Raw genomic sequence first — 1,293 nt, forward strand, 5'->3', positions numbered from 1 at the left:
TGATATTATCCCCTTATAGTAGACAGGAAAAAGCAAAGGCTGATACTGTTTACTATGGAGGGGTTTTTTTATGGGAAAAATCAGAAAAACTTATTCAGTAGAATTTAAATTAGAAGTAGTTCAAAAGTATCTAAGCGAAGGCTGGAGCCAGAGTATGATTTTGGATCACTACCGTGTATATAATTCAATGTTACAAAGATGGGTTAACGATTACCGTCAAGAAGGGGTGGAGGGCTTAAAAGAAAAGCGCGGAACCTCCAAAGGGAAACAAAAAGGAAGACCTCGAAAGAATCCTTTGAGTGACAAGGAAAAAATCATTCGTCTAGAAGCGGAAGTGGAATTTTTAAAAAAGCTGTTGAAAGTCAGAAAGGGGGAATAGGCAGAAAAAGAAAAACGGTCGAATATCAGATCATTCAAGAGATGTCCTCTTCCTATCCAATCGCTCTTCTTTGTGAAGTGGCAGGTGTCTCGAGAAGTGGATATTACAAATGGTTAAAGACTCAGAAGAAACTAACAGCTAAACAAAGAGAAGACCAAGAGTTCAAAAAACAAATCATCGAAGCACATTCGAAATATAAAGGGATATTTGGTTATCCCAGAATGACGGTTTGGCTTCGAAAACAAACAGGGAAACGAATCAATCATAAGCGAGTGTACCGGCTCATGAAGGAACTAGGCGTTCAAGCTCACATTCGAAAAAAACGAGTGTATTATGGCAAAAAAGAAGTGTATGTAGTCTCCCATAATCATTTAAACCGAGAGTTTACAGCTTCTCGTCCAAATGAAAAGTGGGTAACCGATATTACTTACTTGATTTTTAAAGGGAAGCGCTTATATTTATCCGTTATTTTAGATCTCTACAACAACGAAGTCATCGCCTATAAAATCAGTGAACGAAATGATGTAAAGCTTGTTTTAGACACGGTAAAAAAAGCCATAAAAAAACGAGATGTAAATGGTCTCCTGTTACATAGTGATCAGGGGTACCAATACATCTCCCGAAAATATCATCAGCTACTACAAAGATACAATATAAAGGCGAGTATGTCCAGAAAAGGAAATTGTTTAGATAACGCATGTATAGAAAGCTTTTTTAGCCATCTAAAATCGGAATGTTTTTATCAATATGAATTCCAACACTCATGGGAAGTCAAAAGAGCCATTCATGAATACATCCAATTTTATAACGAAGAACGATTCCAGAAGAAATTGAACAACCTTTCTCCGGTGGAATATCGGAGAAAGGTTGCATAGACTTTCTTTTATTCTGTCTACTTGACAGGGGTAAGACCA

2 protein-coding genes are annotated in these 1,293 nt (G+C 37.0%); both read left to right on the plus strand.

The features are described 5' to 3' along the window. Nucleotides 1-70 precede the first annotated feature (70 nt). Nucleotides 71-379 carry a helix-turn-helix domain-containing protein gene (locus HNQ85_RS17400; protein WP_181538961.1) on the plus strand — a complete coding sequence of 103 codons (309 nt, stop codon included), beginning with the start codon at nt 71-73 and terminating at the stop codon, nt 377-379. Next, nucleotides 376-1,254: an IS3 family transposase gene (locus tag HNQ85_RS17405; RefSeq protein WP_343046583.1), complete on the plus strand. Its 879-nt coding sequence runs from the start codon at nt 376-378 to the stop codon at nt 1,252-1,254. The genes HNQ85_RS17400 and HNQ85_RS17405 overlap by 4 nt, the downstream gene beginning before the upstream one ends. Nucleotides 1,255-1,293 lie beyond the last annotated feature (39 nt).

Source organism: [Anoxybacillus] calidus, assembly GCF_013760845.1.
In the GTDB taxonomy this organism is placed as follows: Bacteria; Bacillota; Bacilli; order Bacillales; family Anoxybacillaceae; genus Paranoxybacillus; species Paranoxybacillus calidus.

What these genes read in the sequence shown, in the direction of transcription:
- HNQ85_RS17400 (WP_181538961.1), top strand. Translation starts at nt 71, where the DNA reads ATGGGAAAAATCAGAAAAACTTATTCAGTAGAATTTAAATTAGAAGTA.